General features: G+C 58.1%; 23 protein-coding genes. 9 read left to right on the top strand and 14 right to left on the bottom strand.

From position 1 onward, the window contains the following. Positions 1 to 19 precede the first annotated feature (19 nt). A complete protein-coding gene (locus Q7W83_RS22525; RefSeq protein WP_008032160.1) occupies positions 20 to 238 on the bottom strand; it encodes a bacterioferritin-associated ferredoxin in 219 nt (72 codons plus the stop codon). A 314-nt stretch (positions 239 to 552) separates the two neighbouring features. Here Q7W83_RS22525 and Q7W83_RS22520 point away from each other — a divergent pair, with 314 nt between their 5' ends. After that, on the top strand, positions 553 to 1155 hold the full coding sequence (locus Q7W83_RS22520; protein WP_064679479.1) for a peroxiredoxin: 603 nt from the start codon (positions 553 to 555) through the stop codon (positions 1153 to 1155). 167 nt (positions 1156 to 1322) lie between these two features. Here Q7W83_RS22520 and rnt read toward each other — a convergent pair whose 3' ends face one another. Together rnt and pyrC are read right to left on the bottom strand one after the other, a co-directional pair. Beyond that, on the bottom strand, positions 1323 to 2000 hold the full coding sequence (gene rnt, locus Q7W83_RS22515; RefSeq protein ID WP_007938919.1) for a ribonuclease T: 678 nt from the start codon (positions 1998 to 2000) through the stop codon (positions 1323 to 1325). Beyond that, positions 1997 to 3043 (bottom strand): dihydroorotase, encoded by a 1047-nt coding sequence (pyrC, locus tag Q7W83_RS22510; RefSeq protein WP_150631197.1) that lies wholly within the window; start codon positions 3041 to 3043, stop codon positions 1997 to 1999. Before pyrC ends, rnt begins: the two co-directional genes overlap by 4 nt. 159 nt (positions 3044 to 3202) lie before the next feature. Between pyrC and Q7W83_RS22505 the strand changes: the two genes are divergently transcribed. Both Q7W83_RS22505 and Q7W83_RS22500 read left to right on the top strand, forming a co-directional pair. After that, positions 3203 to 4111, top strand: coding sequence for a flagellar protein MotY (locus Q7W83_RS22505; RefSeq protein WP_150631196.1), 909 nt, complete (start codon positions 3203 to 3205; stop codon positions 4109 to 4111). A 129-nt stretch (positions 4112 to 4240) separates the two neighbouring features. After that, positions 4241 to 5458: an argininosuccinate synthase gene (locus Q7W83_RS22500; RefSeq protein WP_473657053.1), complete on the top strand. Its 1218-nt coding sequence runs from the start codon at positions 4241 to 4243 to the stop codon at positions 5456 to 5458. A gap of 141 nt (positions 5459 to 5599) precedes the next feature. Here Q7W83_RS22500 and Q7W83_RS22495 read toward each other — a convergent pair whose 3' ends face one another. Further along, positions 5600 to 6235 carry a hypothetical protein gene (locus tag Q7W83_RS22495; RefSeq protein ID WP_150631195.1) on the bottom strand — a complete coding sequence of 212 codons (636 nt, stop codon included), beginning with the start codon at positions 6233 to 6235 and terminating at the stop codon, positions 5600 to 5602. Positions 6236 to 6723: 488 nt separating this feature from the next. Between Q7W83_RS22495 and Q7W83_RS22490 the strand changes: the two genes are divergently transcribed. Beyond that, positions 6724 to 7350: a response regulator transcription factor gene (locus Q7W83_RS22490; protein WP_008032148.1), complete on the top strand. Its 627-nt coding sequence runs from the start codon at positions 6724 to 6726 to the stop codon at positions 7348 to 7350. Positions 7351 to 7440: 90 nt separating this feature from the next. On the opposite strand, the gene Q7W83_RS22485 is transcribed toward Q7W83_RS22490, so the two are convergent. The 8 genes from Q7W83_RS22485 to metG form a co-directional block, all read right to left on the bottom strand. Further along, the gene (locus Q7W83_RS22485) at positions 7441 to 7620 is read right to left on the bottom strand and encodes a PA3496 family putative envelope integrity protein (protein ID WP_150631194.1); all 180 of its coding nucleotides are present in this window, start codon (positions 7618 to 7620) and stop codon (positions 7441 to 7443) included. A gap of 107 nt (positions 7621 to 7727) precedes the next feature. After that, complete coding sequence (gene nth, locus Q7W83_RS22480; RefSeq protein ID WP_150631193.1) at positions 7728 to 8366, bottom strand: endonuclease III; 639 nt, start codon at positions 8364 to 8366, stop codon at positions 7728 to 7730. A 25-nt stretch (positions 8367 to 8391) separates the two neighbouring features. Next, positions 8392 to 8901, bottom strand: a complete 510-nt coding sequence (locus Q7W83_RS22475) for an Rnf-Nqr domain containing protein (protein ID WP_473657048.1) — start codon at positions 8899 to 8901, stop codon at positions 8392 to 8394. Further along, positions 8894 to 9505: an RnfABCDGE type electron transport complex subunit G gene (locus tag Q7W83_RS22470; RefSeq protein WP_473657046.1), complete on the bottom strand. Its 612-nt coding sequence runs from the start codon at positions 9503 to 9505 to the stop codon at positions 8894 to 8896. The genes Q7W83_RS22475 and Q7W83_RS22470 overlap by 8 nt, the downstream gene beginning before the upstream one ends. After that, the gene (locus Q7W83_RS22465) at positions 9502 to 10491 is read right to left on the bottom strand and encodes an RnfABCDGE type electron transport complex subunit D (protein ID WP_150639458.1); all 990 of its coding nucleotides are present in this window, start codon (positions 10489 to 10491) and stop codon (positions 9502 to 9504) included. The genes Q7W83_RS22470 and Q7W83_RS22465 overlap by 4 nt, the downstream gene beginning before the upstream one ends. Next, a complete protein-coding gene (gene rsxB, locus Q7W83_RS22460; RefSeq protein WP_473657043.1) occupies positions 10478 to 11695 on the bottom strand; it encodes an electron transport complex subunit RsxB in 1218 nt (405 codons plus the stop codon). The genes Q7W83_RS22465 and rsxB overlap by 14 nt, the downstream gene beginning before the upstream one ends. Further along, positions 11692 to 12261, bottom strand: a complete 570-nt coding sequence (locus Q7W83_RS22455; RefSeq protein WP_150631188.1) for an electron transport complex protein RnfA — start codon at positions 12259 to 12261, stop codon at positions 11692 to 11694. Before Q7W83_RS22455 ends, rsxB begins: the two co-directional genes overlap by 4 nt. Positions 12262 to 12403: 142 nt before the next feature. Next, complete coding sequence (gene metG / locus Q7W83_RS22450) at positions 12404 to 14455, bottom strand: methionine--tRNA ligase (RefSeq protein WP_150631187.1); 2052 nt, start codon at positions 14453 to 14455, stop codon at positions 12404 to 12406. Between the two features lie 268 nt (positions 14456 to 14723). Between metG and apbC the strand changes: the two genes are divergently transcribed. Beyond that, positions 14724 to 15818, top strand: a complete 1095-nt coding sequence (gene apbC / locus Q7W83_RS22445; protein WP_150631185.1) for an iron-sulfur cluster carrier protein ApbC — start codon at positions 14724 to 14726, stop codon at positions 15816 to 15818. Between the two features lie 126 nt (positions 15819 to 15944). On the opposite strand, the gene Q7W83_RS22440 is transcribed toward apbC, so the two are convergent. Next, entirely contained in the window at positions 15945 to 16703 is a 759-nt protein-coding gene (locus tag Q7W83_RS22440) for an SDR family oxidoreductase (RefSeq protein WP_150631184.1), read from the bottom strand. A gap of 154 nt (positions 16704 to 16857) precedes the next feature. On the opposite strand from Q7W83_RS22440, the gene Q7W83_RS22435 reads away from it, so the two are divergent. From Q7W83_RS22435 to groL, 4 genes are all read left to right on the top strand, one after another. Then, positions 16858 to 17589: a HugZ family pyridoxamine 5'-phosphate oxidase gene (locus Q7W83_RS22435; RefSeq protein ID WP_473657040.1), complete on the top strand. Its 732-nt coding sequence runs from the start codon at positions 16858 to 16860 to the stop codon at positions 17587 to 17589. Between the two features lie 66 nt (positions 17590 to 17655). Next, positions 17656 to 18132: an FxsA family protein gene (locus Q7W83_RS22430; protein WP_008032127.1), complete on the top strand. Its 477-nt coding sequence runs from the start codon at positions 17656 to 17658 to the stop codon at positions 18130 to 18132. A gap of 247 nt (positions 18133 to 18379) precedes the next feature. Next, a complete protein-coding gene (locus tag Q7W83_RS22425; protein ID WP_017340553.1) occupies positions 18380 to 18673 on the top strand; it encodes a co-chaperone GroES in 294 nt (97 codons plus the stop codon). A 49-nt stretch (positions 18674 to 18722) separates the two neighbouring features. Beyond that, on the top strand, positions 18723 to 20366 hold the full coding sequence (groL, locus tag Q7W83_RS22420; RefSeq protein ID WP_027922861.1) for a chaperonin GroEL: 1644 nt from the start codon (positions 18723 to 18725) through the stop codon (positions 20364 to 20366). 205 nt (positions 20367 to 20571) lie between these two features. Here groL and Q7W83_RS22415 read toward each other — a convergent pair whose 3' ends face one another. Next, complete coding sequence (locus Q7W83_RS22415; protein WP_150631182.1) at positions 20572 to 21315, bottom strand: phosphatase PAP2 family protein; 744 nt, start codon at positions 21313 to 21315, stop codon at positions 20572 to 20574. Between the last annotated feature and the right edge of the window lie 199 nt (positions 21316 to 21514).

The raw sequence follows: 21514 nt of genomic DNA, 5'->3' as shown, positions 1-21514 counted from the left end.
TTCTTTGAAATAGGGGATTTCACGCGGCAGTAAATTCTACCGGGAAAGGAATCGCAGCCTGGGCTGTTTGCAATTTGGTCAGGGTTTCGCGCACCACTTCCTTGGCAAGGCAGGCGCATTTGCCGCATTGGCTGGCTACGCCGGTAGCCTGGCGGACTTCCTTGTAACTGCAGCATCCTTCATAGATCGCTTCGCGGATTTGTCCGTCGGTGACGCCAGTGCAGAGGCAGACATACATAAGCTAAGAACCGTCGCTGGTGGTGACTCAGTTGCGATGGATCTTAATGTTAACGAGAATGATTGTCAAAGTGGTTTCTGACAGCTTTGCGTTATAAGCGTGCGGGACTGACGAACGGTTTTCTTTGGGCAATCTGCCAGTAAGCGCAACGTCGGCAATTTAACCTGTCGGTGAAAAACCGTTGAAGACAGCTCAAAAACGCAGTGTATGATGACCGGTCCTTATGAAGCGGGTGGGTGTCACAGGGCTGTCGCCTGAGGGTGGCAGGCTGGCGCAAACCCGGAACTTCACGTTTTTACACCAGGAGATATTCAATGAGCGTACTCGTAGGCAAGCAAGCCCCTGACTTCACCGTACCGGCCGTACTCGGCAATGGCGAAATCGTCGACAGCTTCACCCTGTCGTCGGCCATCAAAGGCAAATACGGCCTGGTGTTCTTCTACCCACTGGACTTCACTTTCGTTTGCCCATCCGAGCTGATCGCTCTGGACAACCGCATGTCCGACTTCAAGGCCCGCAATGTTGAAGTGATCGCTGTTTCGATCGACTCGCACTTCACCCACAACGCGTGGCGCAACACCCCGGTCAACAATGGTGGCATCGGCGAAGTTCGCTACACCATGGCGGCCGACCTGAAGCACGAAATCGCCAAGGCTTACGACGTTGAATCCGAAGGCGGCGTGGCTTTCCGTGGCGCGTTCCTGATCGACGACAAAGGCGTTGTCCGTTCGCAGATCATCAACGACCTGCCGCTGGGCCGTAACATCGAAGAGCTGATCCGTCTGGTCGACGCTCTGCAATTCCACGAAGAGCACGGCGAAGTTTGCCCTGCCAACTGGAAGAAAGGCGACAAAGGCATGACCGCTTCGACCGAAGGCGTCGCGGCTTACCTGACCGAGAATGCTGCTGCCCTGTAAGGCGCATTCGAGGCATAAAAAAACCGGCCGTTGAGGCCGGTTTTTTTATGGGCGGGATTTGTAGGAGAGAGCTTGCTCGCGAGGGTCGTCAACGATAACGCTGGCGGCCTGACACACCGGGGTGCGCTCAGGCTCATCGCGAGCAGGCTCGCTCCTACAGGAATCATTCAGTCGTTGTAGTCTTCCCAGCCGCCCATTTGTTTCCAGCGATTGACGATGCCGCAGAACAGCTCGGCCGTCTTCTCGGTGTCATAGCGAGCCGAGTGAGCCTCGCGACCGTCGAAGTCGATGTCGGCTGCCTGGCAGGCTTTCGCCAGGACCGTCTGACCGTAGGCCAGACCGGCCAGGGTTGCCGTGTCGAAGCTGGAGAACGGATGAAACGGGTTGCGCTTCATGTCCAGGCGCGCAACCGCTGCGTTCAGGAAGCCCAGATCGAAACTGCTGTTGTGCCCGACCAGGATCGCCCGCTTGCAGCCGTTGGCTTTCAATGCCTTGCGGATGCCACGGAAGATATCGGTCAGCGCCGCTTCTTCACTCACCGCCATGCGCAGCGGGTGATCGAGTTTGATCCCGGTGAACTCCAGCGCGGCTGCTTCGATGTTGGCGCCTTCAAAAGGCTCGACGCGGAAGAAGTAGGTGTGATCAGGGTATACAAAACCCTTCTCGTCCATGGCGATGGTGGTAGCGGCTATTTCCAGCAAGGCGTCAGTGGCAGAGTTGAAACCACCGGTTTCAACGTCGACAACGACTGGCAGGTAACCACGGAATCGAGCTGCCATCGGGTGGCGTGGACCACCTCCGCCGCCTTGACCGTCCTGTTCGTCGTCGAAATGGTCTTCACTCACGCGTGTTCCTCCAGCAGGCGCCAGCGCAGTTTTTCACCGGCGCGCAGCGGGATAACGGTCAGCTCGCCAAATGGCAGGCTGGTTGGGGCGGTCCACTCGTCGCGGACCAGGGTAATGCGATCGGTGTTCACCGGCAGGCCATAGAAGCGCGGACCGTTGAGGCTGGCGAAGGCTTCGAGCTTGTCCAGCGCGTTACGTTGTTCGAACGCTTCGGCGTACATCTCGATCGCCGCATAAGCGGTGTAGCAACCGGCACAGCCGCATGCGGCTTCCTTGGCATGCTGGGCGTGCGGCGCCGAGTCGGTGCCGAGGAAGAACTTTTCGCTGCCGCTGGTGGCGGCGTCGAGCAGGGCTTCCTGGTGGGTATTGCGCTTGAGGATCGGCAGGCAGTAGAAGTGCGGCCGAATCCCGCCCACCAGCATGTGGTTGCGGTTGTACAGCAAGTGATGTGCGGTGATGGTTGCGCCGACGTTGGCCGGAGCCGCGTTGACGAACTGCACGGCGTCTGCGGTGGTGATGTGTTCGAACACCACTTTGAGCGTCGGGAAACGCTCGACTACGCGACGCATGTGCTCATCGATGAAGATTTTTTCGCGGTCGAACACATCGACATCGCCACGGGTGACTTCACCGTGAATCAACAAAGGCATTCCGACTTCGGCCATGGCCTCGATCGCCGGGAAAATCTTGTCGATGCTGGTGACGCCAGAATCCGAGTTGGTGGTTGCACCAGCCGGGTACAACTTGGCGGCGTGCACAAAACCGCTGGCCTTGGCTTCACGAATTTCTTCGGGCTGGGTGCGGTCGGTGAGGTAAAGCACCATCAACGGTTCGAAACGGCTGCCGGCCGGACGTGCAGCGAGAATCCGCTGGCGATAGCCGTCGGCTTCAGCGGCGTTGCGCACCGGAGGTACCAGGTTGGGCATGATGATGGCGCGACCAAAGGTGCGCGCGACATCCGCAACGGTATTGGTCAACACGGCACCATCGCGAAGATGAATATGCCAGTCGTCGGGACGCAGCAGGGTCAGGCGGTCGGACATGAGGGGATTCCAGGCGGGTCAAACTGAGGGGAATGCTACCGGAAAAGACTCTCTCAGGCACTCGCTATCAAGTTTTGCAGGAAGCTTCCGATATCCAACAGGTATGCCGTAAACATGTGTGTGTCGGTCTTTTTGTTGTAGAAGCCAGTGGAGCCTCCCGTGCGCCAGCGTTATTTAGCCTTGCTCAGCGTGTTTGCCAGCCTTCCCGCGATGGCGCTCACTTTCCAGACCCGTCTGGAGAGCATCGAGTGGACGGTCGAAGGGGACAAGTTCGAGTGCCGCCTGATTCAACCGATCACCGATTTCGGTTCGGGTGAGTTCGTGCGCCGCGCCGGCGAGCAGGCGACGTTTCGTCTGAAAGCCTACAACTCGATGGTTGGCGGCGGCTCGGCGACCTTATTGGCGGCCGCTGCACCCTGGCAGCCGGGGCGTGGCGACATCAACCTGGGTTCCGTGCGGATCGGCAGCGGCAACGTTCTGTTCAACAGCTCACAAGTTCAGGCCGGACGCCTGATCAGTGGTCTGATGGATGGGCGCAGCCCGGTTGTCCGACATTCTTCGGGCGATGGCCGGGTCTCGGAAGTGCGGCTGTTGCCGGTCAAGTTCAGCAAGGCGTTCAACGATTATCAGGGCTGCGTGGCGAAACTGCTGCCGAAGAATTTCGAGCAGGTTAAACAGACGCAGATCGGCTTTCCCGGTGACGGCCTGGATCTCGACGCGCAGGCCAAGTCTCAGTTGCAGGTGATGCTGGAGTTCATGAAGGCCGATCCGACGGTCAATCACATCGAGCTCGACGGCCACTCCGACAACAGCGGCAATCGCCTGACCAATCGTGACCTGTCACGACGTCGAGCCCTGGCGGTCATGGAGTTCTTCAAGGCCAACGGTGTGCAGGAGTCGCAGATTACCGTGCGCTTTCACGGCGAGCGTTATCCGTTGGCACCCAACACCAATGCGGCCAATCGGGCGAAGAACCGTCGGGTCAATGTGCACCTCGCACGGGTCGCGCCCACCGAGCAACCGGCGCCCCAATCAACAGCATCGGCGAGCGCGGCGAAGACTTCCTGACCCGTCGGTCATCGTCGCGCGCTCGACATAATCTGTCGCTTCGTCGTCATAAGCTGTCGCGCCTCTGTAAATTATTCTGCATGACCGGTAGACTTGACGGCTTTCCGTAGAACCCCGTGGAGTGATGGCATGGCGGACGTAAACAAGGTCGTTCTGGCGTATTCCGGCGGCCTGGACACTTCGGTGATCCTCAAGTGGCTGCAGGATACTTATAACTGTGAAGTGGTGACCTTCACCGCTGACCTGGGGCAGGGCGAAGAGGTCGAGCCGGCCCGCGCCAAGGCTCAGGCCATGGGCGTAAAAGAAATCTACATCGACGATCTGCGCGAAGAAGTCGTGCGTGACTTCGTGTTCCCGATGTTCCGCGCCAACACCGTTTACGAAGGCGAGTACCTGTTGGGTACTTCCATCGCTCGTCCGTTGATCGCCAAACGCCTGATCGAAATCGCCAACGAAACCGGCGCTGACGCCATTTCCCACGGCGCCACCGGCAAGGGCAACGACCAGGTTCGTTTCGAACTGGGTGCGTACGCCTTGAAGCCAGGTGTGAAAGTGATCGCTCCGTGGCGCGAATGGGACCTGCTCTCCCGTGAAAAGCTGATGGATTACGCTGAAAAGCACAACATCCCGATCGAGCGTCACGGCAAGAAAAAATCCCCGTACTCGATGGATGCCAACCTGCTGCACATCTCCTATGAAGGCGGCGTGCTGGAAGACACCTGGACCGAGCACGAAGAAGACATGTGGAAGTGGACCGTCTCCCCGGAGAAGGCTCCAGACAAGGCCCAGTACCTGGAACTGACCTACCGTAACGGCGACATCGTTGCACTGGATGGCGTCGAAATGACTCCGGCCACTGTGCTGGCGACCCTGAACCGTATCGGTGGCGAGCACGGTATCGGCCGTCTCGACATCGTCGAGAACCGTTACGTGGGCATGAAGTCCCGTGGCTGCTACGAAACCCCTGGCGGCACCATCATGCTGCGCGCCCACCGTGCAATCGAATCGATCACGCTGGACCGTGAAGTGGCTCACCTCAAAGACGAGCTGATGCCTAAATACGCCAGTCTGATCTACACCGGTTACTGGTGGAGCCCTGAGCGTCTGATGCTGCAACAGATGATCGATGCGTCCCAGGCTCACGTGAATGGCGTTGTGCGCCTGAAGCTGTACAAGGGCAACGTGATCGTCACCGGTCGCAAGTCCGACGAATCGTTGTTCGATGCCAACATCGCGACCTTCGAGGAAGATGGCGGCGCCTACAACCAGGCCGATGCGGCGGGCTTCATCAAGCTCAACGCGTTGCGCATGCGTATCGCAGCAAACAAAGGCCGCAAGCTGTTCTGAGCCCTTTGACACGCTGATGGAATGTGTGGCCTTGTCCTGGACAAGGCCACACATTTGAAAACAGGGATTTTCTGTCTGACATTGCGATTCAACATTCTTGTTGTTTTGAAGATCTTCCTGTCTGCTTCTCTCCCATTGATCTTAAAGAGCGACTGCCTGCTGTGTGTCAGCCCGGCAACGTTGATCAATGACCGTCACGTCATGTGAACTCAAATTGTAAGCAATACAGAACGTTGCGCTGCTGCGTTTTTTCGCGTTTCTGCAAACCTTGAGTGCGCTTTCTTTCAGTAATGTCTCCGATTCGCCAACAACGAGAAACACGACAACGTGTGCCTGATTCCCCTTGGGCTGGCGAAGCTTTTCCAGAAGGGCGCGGAACTCATTTTTTTTGTTCATCCATCGCGCATCAACGATGTGCAGGTCCTTGATCAACTCTGGCAGCCGAATAGGGTTTTGAGTCGAGAGATTTGGCTGCAGGCCGATCTTGTCGGGCTGATCTTGTGCGTGACCTGAACGCTCTGCCTTGTCCATGACCTTTATGAAGTGCTTCCCCTTTTCAAAATCGGATGGCGCATAAAGCGATCGATAGTTGAAATTAAGTGTGGCGAAGAAAAGAAGAAGCAAATAAAAGGGAAAGCTGATCAAGAACCATATATAGATCTCTTTATCTTTGTCGTCGAGGAAGGGCAGTGAGATGGCAGCCGACGTTTCAGACAGTGTTGCGAATATCGCGATGACTGTCATGGGGGTGGTGATTCTTTGTTTTGGTTTTATCATAATTATTGCTCATATTGATTTGTCTTTTCTCATTGGATTAGCGAGTTGTTTTTTGGGGTGTGAAGTTAATAGGGTGGCGGTGGATTTATAATTCGGATGTGTCTGTTTTGCTATTCATTTGTTGTTAATTGACTTTTGCTGCAAGGCTTTATGTTTGATATTTATGGTGCAAGGGCCAAGCCGAAAATATCGGTTATCTTCACAAGGGTAGCTCAATCGTTGAGGTGTGTCGGATCATCTTGGTCAACTGTTATTGTGGGACGCGCCGGTTGTAAGTCGAAACAAAAAACTGTTGAAAGTTGAAATATCATGAGACAGATAAAGTTTCTGGTTCGCTGTTTTTCAAGATTTTTTGTAAGAATATTCCGCGTTGTTTGTAGGGAATGTCTCTCGGTGCGGGTGGCCGGGGGGGGCGGCATGCCATGGGTGAAACGACTAGGCTATTGTGCGGGCTCTAAAAATTCGAACAGCGAAAATTGGACTTGCCCATGAATAAAGTGCTGATCGTGGATGATCACCCCGTCATTCGTCTTGCGGTACGTATGCTGATGGAGCGTCATGGCTACGAGGTCATTGCAGAAACAGATAATGGCGTGGATGCCTTGCAACTGGCGCGTGAACATATGCCGGATATTGTCATACTGGATATTGGAATACCAAAACTGGATGGGCTGGAAGTCATTGCACGTTTGGCATCGGCAGCGATGCCAATGAAAGTACTGATATTGACCTCACAGGCGCCCGGCCATTTTTCGATGCGTTGCATGCAATCCGGTGCTGCCGGATATGTTTGCAAACAACAGGACCTCACTGAGTTGCTCAGTGCAATAAAGGCTGTATTGTCAGGCTACAGTTACTTTCCCAATCAAGCCTTGCATACCGTGCGCTCCAGTCTGGGGAATGCCAGTGAAGCCGATATGGTGGATCGCCTTTCGGGGCGGGAGATGATGGTTTTGCAGCAGTTGGCCCGTGGCAAGACCAACAAGGAAATTGCTGATGGAATGTTCCTCAGCAATAAAACCGTGAGTACTTACAAGACTCGGTTGTTGTTGAAACTTAATGCGCGGTCCCTGGTAGACCTGATCGAACTGGCTCAACGCAATGGGCTGGTATGACGGGGCCAGGGATTGACGGGGCGTAAAGAGTGGGCGTTTTCAAGGTTTCGCACCTAGTAAAAAGCCTCCGTTTAGGGAGGCTTTCAGGGGTCACAGGTCAAAATCGTAATCAGCCAACTGCTTTTGCAATCGGCGCTCCTCGAGCAGATTGTCGATGGTGCGGCGTTTGCTCAGGTTGGTCTTTGCCACTTCAACCACCGGTTCCACGTCATCGGCCTCAACGGGTGTGAAGTCGTCTTCTACGTCCAATTGCTCTTTGCCAGTGCTCATAAGGTTAACTCCAGGCTAAGACTGCCTTTGGCGCCCCTTATATCGACAATCGCCTCGCGGGTAAAAAAGATTTTTTCAATCGATATATCAAAAAACCTAATAGTGCCTCAATCGTCCGAAGTCTTTTGCTTGTATTCACACAGGTCTTCTATCCTGCAACTGCCGCAGCGAGGCTTGCGGGCCAGGCAAACGTAACGTCCATGAAGAATCAGCCAGTGATGGGAGTCGAGCAGATATTCCTTCGGCACGAACTTCATCAGTTTTTTCTCGACCTCGACCACATTCTTGCCGGGAGCGATACCGGTACGGTTACTGACCCGGAAAATATGGGTGTCCACGGCCATGGTCAGTTGGCGAAAAGCAGTATTGAGCACCACGTTGGCAGTCTTGCGGCCGACACCGGGTAACGCTTCCAGTTCTTCACGGGTTTGCGGCACTTCCCCGCCATGGCGTTCCACCAGCAAGCGGCAGGTCTCGATCACGTTTTTTGCCTTGCTGTTGAACAGGCCGATGGTCTTGATGTACTCGGACAGACCTTCCACGCCCAGCGCGTAAATCGCCTGCGGCGTATTGGCCACCGGGTAGAGTTTGGCGGTGGCTTTATTGACGCCGACATCGGTCGATTGTGCCGAGAGGATCACCGAGATCAGCAATTCGAATGGCGAGGAGTAGGCCAGTTCGGTCTTCGGCTCGGGGTTGTCTTCATGCAGCCTGCGGAATATTTCCAGACGTTTTGCGGCATTCATGGGCAGTGCGTTTCCTCGAAAGCGATCAATGTGAGGGCGTCGGGCGGGGCCAGGCCTGCCAGGCGGCGATCAGCAGTCCCAGCAAAATGAATCCGCCAGATGCCAACGTGGCCAGGCGCACGCCTGCGTCGCCGAGGAGCTCGCGCAGCAGGCCCAGGCCGACCATCAACACGCCGAACAGGACACACAGGCGCAGGCGCTCACGCCATGCACTCTGGAAAAAACCGGTGTGTTCCAGCACGACGCATTGCAAAGCGATCAGTCCTGCATAAAGCCCCGAATGTTGGTGCCATTGAAGTGACCAGACCTGGGCGACGAGTTCCACACAACTGGTCAGCGTGGCCGCCAACAGGACGCCGGCGAGCAAGCGGGATGCCGGGATCAGTCGGGATCGCAAGACCGCCATGCTCGCACCAAATGCACTGATCACCACGATGAACATCAACCACACACCCAGCGCGGTCATTAACGAGTCTGTGGCGCCGATCAATGGTGCGAGCATCAGCGAGTTCTGTAAATTTGCAGACTTACTCATGGAGACTGCTCCCGATCAACTGGCGCGAGTGTTCATCGAAGTAGCGCAATGCCTCGTGGATCGCGTTGATCACGGCTCTGGAGGTTATCGTCGCGCCAGCGATTTGATCGAATTGACCCTGATCCTTTTTCAAGGCCCAGCCGCTGTCGGCGGGCTCGTTCAAGGATCTGCCGGTGAAACCCTGAAGCCAGGCATTGGGCCATTCGGCGATTCGCGCACCCAAGCCCGGAGTTTCCGATTGTTTCAGGGTTTTGACCCCCAGCAGTTTGCCGTTCGTGTCGATGGCAATCAGTAAATCGATGGCGCCCGCATACCCGATGGTCTGGCTGCGCAGCAGGACAGCAGCGGGTTGGCCGGCCCTGGTAGCGAGGTAGCCGCCCAGCAAGGTGCTGTTGGTCAATGCCGTGTTGTCGACGTGCAGCGGCTGCTCCAGCGGTTGATTGTCGTAACTGTCTGAGGGCAGCAGATCCAGCAGGTTGCGGCTGTCGATCCGTCGCTGTTCGGCTGCGATACGTGGCGCGCTGCTGTACTGCACAAGCCAGGTCGCGCCAATCCCCAGGCCTGCCAGTAACAGCAGAATCAAAGCGCTCGATGTCCGGCTCATGACGAAATCTGCTCCTGCCTGGCCGCGACAAACCGCTCCAGCGCCGGCACGCAGAGGTTCATCAACAGCACCGCGAACGCCACGCCGTCGGGATAGCCGCCCCACGTGCGAATCAGATAGGTCAGCAGTCCCACGCCCGCGCCGAACAGCAGTCGGGCGCCGGGGCTCTTTGCGCCGGACACCGGTTCCGTAACGATAAAGAATGCTCCGAGCATGCTCGCGCCACTGAGCAGATGAAACAACGGCGAGCCATGGGAATCGGAGCCCGAGCCGTTCCAGCACAGCAGGCTGATGACGAACAGGCTGGTAAGCATGCCCACCGGCGCATGCCAGCTGAATACTTTCCGTTGCAGCAGAAACAAACCGCCCGCCAGAAACGCCAGGTTGACCCATTCCACACCACGCGCGCCGTAGTGACCGAACGCCGGATTGCCGGCGAAGAGTTCGTCCATGGTCAGGCTTTTGTTGATTCGCAGGCTATCCAGCGCCGTGGCCTGGACCCACGCATCCGGCGTCTGGCTGAGGCTGAAACCGAACACTTGCTGCAGACCCCCGAGCAGGTCCATGCCGTGCGACGAAGGCCAGTGAGTCATTGGTTGGGGAAAGGTCACCAGCACCAGAGCGAAACCAAGCATCGCCGGGTTGAACGGGTTTTTCCCCACGCCGCCATACAGCTGTTTACCGAACATCGCGAATGCCACGGCGCAGACGGTCAACCACCACGGGCAATACGGTGGCAAGGCCAGGGCCAGCAGCGTTGCACTGACCAGCGCGCTGCCGTCGCTCAAGGTCGGTTTGAGCGGGCGTTTGCGCAGCCACAACACCGCCGCTTCAACGGCCAGCGCGGTAATGCCGGCCAGCATCAGATTGATCAACACGCCCCAGCCATACAACCAGAACAACACCAGCATCCCCGGCACGGTGGCCAGCAATACCAGCTTCATGGCCTGTTGAAGGCGCTCGTCGACCGATTCAAGGGGTGACATAGGCCTCCACCTGACGCTCGGCTTCTTGCAAGCGGGCGCGCGCCTTGTCCATTAACTCGGCGGGGGTGTCGGTGCGACGTTCGAGTTTGCTGACATCGGCGCGAGCGTAGGCCAATTCGGTTTTCAGCTGTCGAAGCTGGCTGTCGATGGGGCGTTTTTCGACACGCGTCAGGGCAGGTAACGGCTGCTCGCTTGCAGTTTCTGCCGCGTGCAGGGCTTTTTCAGCGTCGCCCAAGGCCTGCTCCAGGGCTTCGATCTGCTCGGCTGGCGCGTCACTGGTTTGCGCTTTCTTGAGTTCGGCGCGGCGCATGGCTAACTGGATTTTCGCCCGTTTCAGCTCGGCATCCTTCATGGGCGCCGCAGGCGCAGCGGCAGGTGGTGCGCTGCTTTCCAACTGCGCCAAGGAGTGTTCGGCGGCGTCGAATTGCTGTTGCAGGACGATCAGTTGCGACTGCTGTTCGAAGGTTGGCGGATGGCCGAACGCCTTGAGCGATTTGTTCAGTTGCGCGCGGCTCATCGCCAGATCGATTTTGGCTTTTTTCAACGCTGCGTCGGCATTGGCCGCTTTCTGCGCACGAACTCTCTCCAGCGCGGCTTGAACCGGGTCAAGCGTTGTCACTTCACTTTGCTGCTGTGCAGTGCGATGTGCCCGGGCCTGACGTTCGACGAGTTTCTGTTCTTCTTCGCGGTGCAAGCGCGCGTTGCGTTGTTCAAAGCGACGTCGCGCGTGATTGCGTTTGGCGGCGCGCGCCTGTTGTTCTTCAGGGCTGGCCGCCAGGCCACCGACAATCGGCAGCACCGAGGCCAGCGGCAATGGCCGCATTTCAATGCAGTCCACCGGGCAGGGGGCAACGCAGAGGTCGCAACCGGTGCATTCGTCGATGATGACCGTGTGCATCAATTTCGCTGCGCCGACAATGGCGTCTACCGGGCAGGCCTGAATGCACTTGGTGCAACCGATGCACTCGGCTTCGCGGATGTAGGCGATTTGCGCCGGGGCCGAACCACGACTGACGTCCAGCTCCAGCACCGGTATTTTCAGCAATTCAGCCAAGGCCGCGATAGTTTCGCTGCCCCCAGGCGGGCACTTGTTGATTGGCTCGCCGCTGGCGATGCCTTCGGCGTACGGCTTGCACCCGGGATGACCGCATTTGCCGCACTGGGTCTGCGGCAAGAGGGCGTCGATGCGTTGAATCAGACTCATGTTTTGATCAGTCCGCTGAATCCGAGAAAAGCCACTGCGATCAGTCCGGCGCCGATCAGGTCGATCGGCAGGCCGCGAAAGGGCAGGGGAACATCGTTATCGAGGGTGCGCTGGCGCAAGTCGCTGAACAGACTCAGCACCAGCCAGAACCCCAGCCCGGCGCCGAGACTCAGGGCTGTGGCGTGGAAAAACCCCTGGTTTTCCTGGGTGTTGATCAGCGCCAGACCGAGCACTCCAGCATTACCGAGCAGCAGCGGCCAGAGCCCTTCGAACGAAAGCGTCGAAAACACTTTCGGCAGCAGCTTCAGCAGTGGCGTGATCAACAACACGCTCAGTGGCAGGAACACGAACAACCGCAGCGAAGTCAGCTCCAGCGGCGCCAGTAGCCAGTGATAGAGCGCATAGCCGAGTATTGCGACGATCAGCATCAGGCATGTCGTCGCAATGCCCAGCGCATGCACCTGACGGCGTTCGGTGCCCAGCAGCGGATCGACGCCCAGCGGCCAGTGCAACACGACGTTGTTGATCAGGGCAGCACTGATAAGCGTAAGAAGCATCTCGGTCATGATCGTGCCGGAAGAAAGAAGGCTCTTTAACGGGGTGGTCTAAAAAGCTTAGGCATTATCCGGCAAGGAAGGAGGGGGGGCCAGACATGAAAATCCCACAGTCGCGCCGGGCACGACTGTGGGATCGGTTTACCGCTGGCGCTTACTTGATGCGCTGACCCGGTTTGGCACCGCTATCAGGGCTGAGCAGGTAGATTTCTTCGCCGCCAGGGCCGGCCGCCATCACCATGCCTTCGGATATACCGAACTTCATTTTCCGTGGCTTGAGGTTGGCGATCATCATGGTCAGGCGACCATCGAGCTTGGACGGATCCGGATAAGCGCTCTTGATGCCGGAAAACACGTTGCGTTGCTCATCACCGATGTCGAGGGTCAGGCGCAGCAGCTTGTCGGCACCTTCCACGTGTTCGGCCTTGACGATCAGGGCGACGCGCAGGTCGACGGCGGCAAACGCATCGAACTCGATTTCCGGCGACAGCGGATCCTTCGCCAGTTCGCCGTTGCCGGCAGGTGCAGCTTCGCCGGTGTCGGTCTGGCTCGCGGTCAGGTCTTCTTTCGAAGCATCGGTCATGGCTTGCACTTTCACCGGGTCGATACGGGTCATCAGCGGTTTGAACTCGTTCAGCTGATGGTTGCTGAGCAAGGTCGCATGATCGTTCCAGGTCAGCGGCGCGACGTTGAGGAATGCCTCTGCGTCGGCGGCCAGCAGTGGCAGCACCGGTTTGAGGAAGATCACCAGCTGGCGGAACAGGTTGATGCCCAGCGCGCAGATCGCCTGGACTTCGTCGTGCTTGCCTTCCTGTTTGTTCAGCGACCACGGGGCCTTGTCGGCGATCCAGGCGTTGGCGCGGTCGGCCAGGCCCATGATTTCGCGCATGGCGCGGGCAAAGTCGCGAGCCTCGTAGGCTTCGGCGATGCTTGGCGCTGCGGCGAGGAAGGCTTCGGTCAGTTCCGGTGCGGCGTTACCGGCCACCAGCACACCGGCGTTGCCTTTCTGGATGAAGCCGGCGCAACGGCTGGCGATGTTGACGACTTTGCCGACCAGGTCGGAGTTGACCTTCTGCACGAAGTCTTCGAGGTTCAGGTCCAGATCGTCGACGCCACGGCCCAGTTTGGCCGCGTAGTAGTAGCGCAAGTATTCCGGCGACAGGTGATCGAGGTAAGTCCGGGCCTTGATGAACGTGCCACGGGACTTGGACATTTTCTGACCGTTGACGGTCAGGTAGCCGTGCACGTTGATGCCGGTCGGTTTCCGGAAACCGGCGCCTTCGAGCATCGCGGGCCAGAACAGCGCGTGGAAGTTGACGATGTCCTTGCCGATGAAGTGGTACAGCTCGGCGGTGGAATCCTTGTTCCAGAACGCGTCGAAATCCAGCTCCGGCGTGCGGTCGCAAAGGTTCTTGAAGCTGGCCATGTAGCCGATCGGCGCGTCCAGCCAGACGTAGAAGTATTTGCCTGGCTCGCCTGGAATCTCGAAACCGAAGTACGGCGCATCGCGGGAGATGTCCCACTGTTGCAGGCCGGCATCCAGCCATTCGGCGATCTTGTTGGCGACGGCGTCTTGCAATGTGCCGCTGCGGGTCCAGGTTTGCAGCATCTCCTGGAAGTCCGGCAGCTTGAAGAAGAAGTGCTGGGAATCCTTGAGCACCGGGGTGGCGCCAGAGATCGCCGACTTCGGATCTTTAAGGTCGGTCGGTGCGTAGGTTGCACCGCATTTTTCGCAGTTGTCGCCGTACTGGTCTTCAGTGCCGCATTTCGGGCAGGTGCCCTTGATGAAGCGGTCGGCCAGGAACATTTTCTTTTCCGGGTCGAAATACTGCGTGATCGAGCGCGTGGCGATGTGCCCGGCGTCGCGCAGCTTCAGGTAGATCTGGCTCGACAGCTCACGGTTTTCTTCGGCGTGAGTGGAATGGAAGTTGTCGAAGTCCACCAGGAACTCGGCAAAGTCGGCGCTGTGTTCAGCCTGGACGTTGGCGATCAGTTGTTCCGGGGTGATGCCTTCCTTTTCCGCGCGCAGCATGATGGCCGAACCGTGGGCGTCGTCGGCGCAGACATAGATGCATTGGTTGCCGCGGTGCTTCTGGAAGCGCACCCACATATCGGTCTGGATGTATTCCAGCATGTGGCCAAGATGGATCGAACCATTGGCATAGGGCAGGGCGCTGGTGACGAGGATCTTGCGTGGCTCGGACATGGGGCTCGGCTACTTGATGAAACGGAGGTCGGCCACTATAAAGCGCCGGCGCATATTTTTCACCCCGTGCGCCTGTTTCATTGGATGAGTAACAGGGATTCGCGCAACGGCACATGTCCCTGCAGGAGCCCGGCTTGCCGGCGATGGCTGACGTGAGGACACCATCGCCGGCAAACCGGACTCCTGCAAATCTTTTCGGCATCCCGCCAAACCATCAGAACAGGTACGATACCCGCCTGATTTTCCAGTCTTGCTATCGGAGTTGCCCATGAGCGCCGTCAATCGCGCAGCGGTGGAAGCCGTCCTTCGCCAATACACCGACCCTTACCTGAACCAGGACCCGGTCAGCGCCGGGTGTGTGCGCAATATCGAGATCCAGGGCGATCGCGTCAGCGTCCAGCTGGAACTGGGTTACGCCGCCGGCCTGTTCAAGAGTGGCTGGGCGCAGATGCTGCAAATGGCCATCGAAGGCCTCGACGGCGTCAGCAGCGCCCGCGTTGACATCACCAGCGTGATTGCCGCGCACAAGGCTCAGGCACAGATTCCGGGCCTGGCCAACGTCAAGAACGTCGTCGCCGTAGCGTCCGGCAAAGGGGGCGTGGGCAAATCCACCACCGCCGCCAACCTCGCGCTGGCCCTGGCCCGCGAAGGCGCCAAGGTCGGGATTCTGGACGCGGACATTTACGGTCCGAGCCAGGGCATCATGTTCGGCATTCCCGAAGGCACCCGACCAAAGGTCAAGGATCAGAAGTGGTTTGTGCCGATTGAATCCCATGGCGTCGAAGTGATGTCCATGGCGTTCCTGACCGACGACAACACGCCGATGGTCTGGCGCGGGCCGATGGTCTCCGGCGCGCTGTTGCAACTGGTGACACAAACCGCCTGGGGCGATCTGGATTACCTGGTCATCGATATGCCGCCCGGCACTGGCGACATCCAGCTCACCCTGGCGCAGAAAGTCCCGGTGGCCGGCGCGGTCATTGTCACCACCCCGCAAGACCTGGCGTTGCTGGACGCGCGCAAAGGCGTGGAGATGTTCCGCAAGGTCAACATCCCGGTGCTGGGCGTGGTGGAAAACATGGCCGTACACATCTGCTCGAACTGCGGGCATGCCGAGCATCTGTTCGGTGAGGGCGGGGGTGTGAAGCTGGCCAGCCAGTACGGCGTCGAACTGCTGGCCTCGTTGCCGCTGGCAATGGCCATTCGCGAACAGGCCGACGGTGGCAAGCCAACGGTGATCGCCGAGCCGGACAGCCCGATTGCGATGGTGTATCAGGAACTGGCCCGTCATGTCGGCGCGCGGATCGTGTTGCAGGAAGCGGTGTCGCCGGCGATGCCGAACATCACCATCAGCGACGATTGATGATCTGAAACACAATCAACTGTGGGAGCTAGCCTGCTAGCGATAGCGGATTTACATGCAACAAATATGTTGGCTGAACCACCGCAATCGCTAGCAGGCTAGCTCCCACATTGATCTATGGGGGCTTCAGATCCGCAACCCGCCATCCATTTCCAGTATCCGGCCGGTGTAGTAGTCGTTCTCGAAAATGTACGCCGCCGAATGCGCGATCTCTTCCGGTTTGCCCATGCGTTTGAGCGGAATTCCGGAGGTCATTTTCTCCAGCGCTTCCGGCTTCATGCCCAGCGTCATCTCGGTTTCGATAAAGCCCGGCGCAATACCCGCCACACGAATGCCATAGCGCGCCAGTTCCTTGGCCCAGGTCACGGTCGCCGCAGCGACACCGGCCTTGGCCGCGGAGTAGTTGGTCTGGCCGACGTTGCCGGCACGGGAAATCGAGGAGATATTGATGATCGCGCCGCTGTTGTTCAGCTCGACCATTTTCGCCGCCACTTCCCGGGTGCACAGGAACACGCCGGTCAGGTTGACGTCGATGACCGCCTGCCATTGGGCCAGGCTCATCTTGGTCATCTCGCCGTCCTTGACCTTCAACAGCAGCCCGTCGCGCAGGATGCCGGCGTTGTTGATCAAGCCATGGATCGCGCCAAAATCGTCGGCCACCTGAGCGACCATGTGCGTCACTTGCTCTTCATTGGCGACGTTGCACAGATAGGCGCGGGCCTCGACACCCTTGGCTTTGCACGCGGCAACGGCGTCGTCGAGTTTTTCCTGGTTCAGGTCAACCAGCGCAAGCTTCGCGCCTTTGCCGGCGAAATACTCGGCCATGGAACGGCCTAAACCCTGGCAACCGCCAGTGATAATGATTACTTTGTCAGTGAGTTGCATTCGCATGCCCCGGTAACAGGTTGGAGTGGTCTTCCTTCAAGAGAGCCTCTCGATCTGCACCGGATGTGCACATGAGAACTGCCCGATGGCGGACTGGAACTTTCACCAGTCGCCTGTCCGTTTTTTCGACGGATTCTATATAAGGAGTCATAAATTGAGCGTTGAAGCGGCCAAGAATGCCCGAGAATTGCTTCTCAAGGAATACCGCGCAGTGCTGTCGACGCACTCCAAGGCGATGCCCGGTTTCCCGTTTGGCTCCGTGGTTCCGTACTGCCTGGACGAGCAGGGCCGGCCGCTGATCCTGATCAGTCGCATCGCCCAGCACACCCACAATCTGCAGAAAGATCCGAAATGTTCGCTGTTCGTCGGTGAGCGCGGGGCTGAAGACGTGCAAGCGGTCGGCCGCCTGACGTACCTCGCCGAAGCAGAGCAACTCGAGGACGCGGCTGCGATTGAAGCGGCCGCCGAGCGCTACTACCGTTACTTCCCTGATTCGCAGAATTATCACAAGGCCCACGATTTCGATTTCTGGGTGCTCAAACCCGTGCGGCACCGTTACATCGGTGGCTTCGGCGCGATTCATTGGGTTGATCAACTGACGTTGGCCAATCCGTTCGCCGGCAAGGCTGAGGTGAGCATGGTCGAGCACATGAACGCCGATCACGCCAAAGCCATCGCCCACTACGTCGAACTGGCGGGCCTGCCGAACACCGAGCCGGCACAACTGGTCGGGATCGACGCCGAAGGCATGCACCTGCGCATTGGTCAGGCGCTGTACTGGCTGCCGTTTCAAGCGCCATGTAATACGCCGACACAAGTCCGCGAAGCCTTGGTTTTTCTGGCTCACGCCGAACATTGGCCGAAAAATGAAGTGGCCGACGCTTGAATTCACGAAAGGGCGACGTCATCTAGGGAAGACTGGCAAGGCATTCTTGCGTTGAGGAACCATTTGATGCGCCCTTTTTTATTGCTCTTTGTACTGTTTCCGGTGTTGGAGCTGTTCGTATTCGTCAAGGTGAGCGGAGCGATCGGGTTTTTCCCGGCGCTGCTGCTGGTCATTCTCGGCTCGATGCTCGGCGTGTTTGTGCTGCGCATCGCCGGCCTGGCAACCGCGCTGCGTGCGCGTGAAAGTCTGAACCGCGGCGAGCTGCCGGCTCAGACCATGCTCGAAGGCCTGATGCTGGCCCTGGCCGGTGGTCTGTTGATTCTGCCGGGCTTTGTCACCGACGTGCTGGGCCTGATCATGTTGCTGCCGATCTCCCGTCGACTGCTGGCCAATAAAATGCGCCAGCGTGCCGAAGAGGCGGCGATCCGTCAGCGTGCGTTCGCCGATGATCTTCAGCCACGTGGCGGCCCTGCTCCGCGCGAGCCGCTGGGCCGTGAGCCGAACGTGATCGAAGGTGAGTTCGAACACCGCGATTCCAAATAAATCGTTTCACCTGCGCGGCACCTTCGGGTGCCGTGTTTGTTTTCGGGGTATCAACGCAAAAAATTTCGATCCCCGCCCTTGTAATAAGCTTATGCGCCCTTATGTAACGGTCACCGCAAGGTTTCTGGCAATCACGCCAGACAGACTTCCGCGTCTCGCTTGTCGAGTCGCACCCGGCACCGCCGGATTTGTTAAACCCGCCGGGAATACACCGGCCGATGAAAACCACAATTAGGAGAGATCGACAATGAAGCTTCGTCCTCTGCATGACCGCGTCGTCGTCCGTCGCAGCGAAGAAGAAAAGAAAACCGCTGGCGGTATCGTCCTGCCAGGTTCGGCTGCTGAAAAGCCAAACCAGGGCGAAGTCCTCGCTGTAGGCCCAGGCAAAGTTCTGGAAAACGGTGAAGTGCGTGCGCTGTCCGTGAAAGTGGGTGACAAGGTTGTTTTCGGCCCTTACTCCGGCAGCAACACTGTGAAAGTTGACGGCGAAGACCTGCTGGTTATCGGCGAGAGCGAAATCCTCGCTGTAGTCGAAGGCTGATTCCCCGCTCATTTTCCCGCTACTACAAAGTATTTAAGGAATATCGATCATGGCTGCTAAAGAAGTAAAATTCGGCGACTCCGCCCGCAAAAAAATGCTCGCCGGTGTAAACGTCCTGGCTGACGCAGTAAAAGCGACCCTGGGCCCTAAAGGCCGTAACGTGATCATCGAGAAGAGCTTCGGCGCTCCGACCATCACCAAGGACGGCGTTTCCGTAGCCAAAGAAATCGAGCTGAAAGATCGCTTCGAAAACATGGGCGCGCAGCTGGTCAAAGACGTTGCCTCCCGTGCCAACGATGACGCAGGCGACGGCACCACCACCGCTACCGTTCTGGCTCAATCGATCGTCAACGAAGGCCTGAAAGCCGTCGCTGCCGGCATGAACCCGATGGACCTGAAGCGCGGTATCGACAAAGCGACCATCGCGATCGTCAAAGAGCTCAAAGCCCTGTCCAAGCCTTGCGCTGACACCAAGGCCATCGCTCAGGTCGGCACCATCTCCGCCAACTCCGACAACTCCATCGGCGACATCATTGCCGAAGCCATGGAAAAAGTCGGTAAAGAAGGCGTGATCACCGTTGAAGAAGGCTCGGGCCTGGAAAACGAACTGTCGGTTGTTGAAGGCATGCAGTTCGACCGCGGCTACCTGTCCCCGTACTTCGTCAACAAGCCAGAGACCATGACTGCCGAGCTCGACGGTCCGCTGATCCTGCTGGTCGACAAAAAAATCTCCAACATCCGCGAAATGTTGCCAGTACTGGAAGCCGTTGCCAAAGCCGGCCGTCCACTGCTGATCGTGGCCGAAGACGTTGAAGGCGAAGCCCTGGCGACTCTGGTTGTGAACAACATGCGTGGCATCGTCAAAGTCGCAGCCGTCAAGGCTCCAGGCTTCGGCGACCGTCGCAAGGCCATGCTGCAGGACATCGCTGTTCTTACTGGCGGTACCGTTATCTCCGAAGAGATCGGTCTGAGCCTGGAAAGCACTACCCTGGAACACCTGGGTAATGCCAAGCGCGTGATCCTGTCCAAAGAAAACACCACCGTGATCGACGGTGCCGGCGTTGAGGCTGACATCCAGGCTCGCGTTCTGCAGATCCGTCAGCAAGTGGCTGACACTTCGTCCGACTACGACCGTGAAAAACTGCAAGAGCGTCTGGCCAAGCTGTCCGGCGGCGTTGCAGTGATCAAGGTTGGCGCTGGTTCCGAAGTTGAAATGAAAGAGAAGAAAGCCCGCGTTGAAGACGCCCTGCACGCTACCCGTGCAGCCGTTGAAGAAGGCGTGGTACCTGGCGGTGGCGTGGCACTGGTTCGCGCTCTGCAGGCTATCTCCGAGCTGAAAGGCGACAACGATGACCAGAACGTTGGCATCCAGTTGCTGCGTCGCGCTGTTGAAGCGCCACTGCGCCAGATCGTTGCCAACTCCGGCGACGAGCCAAGCGTAGTTGTCGACAAGGTCAAGCAGGGTTCGGGTAACTACGGTTACAACGCTGCCACCGGCGAATACGGCGACATGATCGAAATGGGTATCCTGGACCCGGCCAAAGTGACTCGTTCGGCTCTGCAAGCGGCTTCGTCGATTGCCAGCCTGATGATCACCACCGAAGCCATGATCGCCGAGATCAAGGACGACGCACCAGCTGGCGGCGGCATGCCAGACATGGGCGGTATGGGCGGCATGGGCGGCATGATGTAAGCCAGCCTTACCCTGCACATAAAAACCCCGCCTGCGAAAGCAGGCGGGGTTTTTTATTGCCGTCGATTTGCTGGATCTTGAAATTGCATCGGACCACTGTGGGAGCGAAACCGGCTTGCCGGCGATAGCGGTCTATCAATCACCATCAACAGTGAATGTCATGGCCTCATCGCGAGCAAGCTCGCTCCCACATTGGTTTTGTATTTCAGGCGCTGACCGGCTGTGCTGCGGACTCTCTCTCAGCCTTGGAGGCCGGTCGATACAGGATGTAGTAATACGACCCCAGACAAATCAGCCAGCAGAAAATCGCTGTCCACACGTTGTGCGAGAAAAAGTGCGCGCCCTGCAGCATCCGGCCCACGGAAAACACCGTGCCCAGCGCGAAGGCAAAGATAAAGGCTTTACGCGCCAGACGCGGACGCCGATCCCGCAGGACAAAGAACAACGCAAACAACGTGAACCCGGTCGCGGCATGCCCGCCGGGCCAGCAACGACCGGGTTTATCGGTAGGGGGGCGTGGGCTGAGCAGTTCGCTATACGTCTCGTGCCCGCCGAATTGTTCAAGACTCCATGGGCATTGAACTGCCGTCACTGCTTTGACCGGCGTGACGAAGGATGTCGCCAGGCCCAGGGACAGCACCAGACAGCCCAGTTCCCGTTTGAACGGTTTGAGCCGGTCGATGAAAAAGGCACCGATGAAACCGAAGATGGAGAACACCGAAAAGGCGATAACTAATTGCTTGGCACGGTCATGCAGGATGTCTTCGAGGAAAAAACTGTGGCGTCCGATGAAGTCTCCGGCCACCGGGTCATAGAACAGCCGGGCCAGGTCCATGTCCACGGATGTCAGTTCCAGCAGCAACAAAATGATCGCGGCAACGGCGGGAACACCCAGGCACACCCAAAGGTTGAGAGGGCGAGAGGCGGGGCGGGCAGTGGTCGAAACCATGGCAGTTCCTTGGTCGGTTAAATGTTCTTGAGAGCGCAGCCGCGCGGAGTTTGGGCCTGTTTCTGTCACCGTCGTGTGAACCGATAGTGAAAAAATCGTCAACTTCACACCGGTTTATCAATGGGTTTGGCCACTGCACACAGTTCTGGCTCTGCGCCCCGCCAGGCCTTAAGCTGCGCGGGCCAAGACGGCCGTTACT

The sequence above is a fragment of the Pseudomonas sp. 300 genome (assembly GCF_055803035.1).
This window is presented reverse-complemented; position numbering and strand designations above follow the sequence as displayed.